We start from the raw sequence: 1,636 nt of genomic DNA, 5'->3' as shown, positions 1-1,636 counted from the left end.
CAGCGGGTGGACTGGACGAAGACCGGGAAGTATGTCGAGGACGTCGCGGAGCTGTATTCGGCTCTGGTCGCGGCGAAGGCCGAGACCTCGAAGCCGTCGATCGTGTCGTTGCGCACGATCATCGGGTATCCGGCGCCGAAGAAGCAGAACACGGGCAAGATCCACGGCTCGGCCCTGGGCAAGGACGAGGTCGCGGCGTTGAAGGAAGTGTTGGGCTTTGACCCGGAGAAGCACTTCGAGGTCGATCCGGAGGTCCTGGAGCACGCACGCGGTGTCGTGCAGCGCGGCGCTCAGGCGCACGCGGCCTGGCAGGAGGGCTTCGATGCGTGGCAGGCTTCGCACGCCGAGGAAGCGGCCGTGCTGGAGCGTATCCAGGCACGGACCCTGCCGGCGGGCTGGGATGCGAGCCTGCCGTCGTTCGAGGCCGGTAAGGATCTTTCGACCCGTGCGGCGTCGGGGAAGGTCCTGACCGCGATCGGCCCGGTCCTGCCTGAGTTGTGGGGTGGCAGCGCTGATCTGGCGGAGTCGAACAACACGACCATCGAGGGAGCGGCGTCGTTCATTCCCGAGAGCCGTCAGACCGCGTCGTGGAAGGGCAACCCGTACGGGCGTGTGCTGCACTTCGGTATCCGCGAGCACGCCGCGGCGGCGATCGTCAACGGCATCGTGATGCACAGCAGCACCCGGGCGTTCTCGGGGACGTTTTTGATCTTCAGCGACTACCAGAAGCCCGCGGTGCGCCTGGGTGCGCTGATGGGTGTTCCGGCGATCTATGTGTGGTCCCATGACTCGATCGGGTTGGGCGAGGACGGGCCGACCCACCAGCCGGTGGAGCAGCTCGCGTCGCTGCGGACCATTCCCGGGCTCGACGTCGTCCGCCCGGGTGACGCGAACGAGGTCGCCGTGGCCTGGCGGACGATCCTGGAGAACACCCAGAACCCCGCCGGGATCGTGCTGACACGCCAGAACATCCCCGTGTATGAGCGCGGTGACGGTCCGGCGACCGGAACCACGTTCGGTTCCGCCGAGGGCGTCGCCAAGGGCGGATACGTGCTCGCCGAGGCCAGCACCGACACCCCCGACGTCATCCTCATCGGTACCGGTTCCGAGGTCCAGCTCGCCGTCGAGGCCCGCGAAACCCTCGAAGCCCAGGGCATCAGCGCCCGCGTCGTGTCGATGCCGTGCCTGGAATGGTTCAACGCCCAGGACGCCGCCTACCGCAACAGTGTCCTGCCGCGCACCGTCCGGGCCCGCGTGTCCGTCGAGGCCGGTGTCTCCCAGAGCTGGCAAGGCATCGTCGGGGACGCCGGACGCAGCGTGTCCCTGGAACACTTCGGTGCCTCCGCGGACTACAAAACCCTCTACCGCGAGTTCGGCATCACTGCCGACGCCGTCGTCCAAGCCGCCAAGGACTCCCTGGAAGCCATCACCACCGACCCCCTGGCACCCAACGGCACACCCGCCATGGCCTCCGGCCACCAAGCCACCGAAACCGGCGACCAGCAGTAGTTCCGCACCCTCCGTCAGAACCCAGCACACATTCCGCGTTGAGCGGACAAGGAGTACATCATGACAACACCCACAGCTGATCTTTCGGCCGCCGGCGTATCCATCTGGCTCGATGACCTCTCGAGGG

Annotated in this window: 1 protein-coding gene; it reads left to right on the top strand. The window is 67.2% G+C overall.

Annotation, left to right across the window (positions count from 1 at the left end):
* Positions 1-1,509: transketolase family protein (locus RCH21_RS17120; RefSeq protein WP_326965416.1), on the top strand; the 1,509-nt coding region annotated here is incomplete at its 5' end.
* Positions 1,510-1,636: the final 127 nt, after the last annotated feature.

Origin of the sequence: Arthrobacter sp. PL16 (genome assembly GCF_035985055.1) — a bacterium.
In the GTDB taxonomy this organism is placed as follows: domain Bacteria; phylum Actinomycetota; class Actinomycetes; order Actinomycetales; family Micrococcaceae; genus Arthrobacter_D; species Arthrobacter_D cheniae.
The sequence above is the reverse complement of the archived record's forward strand: the minus strand, read 5'-3'. Positions and strand labels throughout refer to the sequence as shown.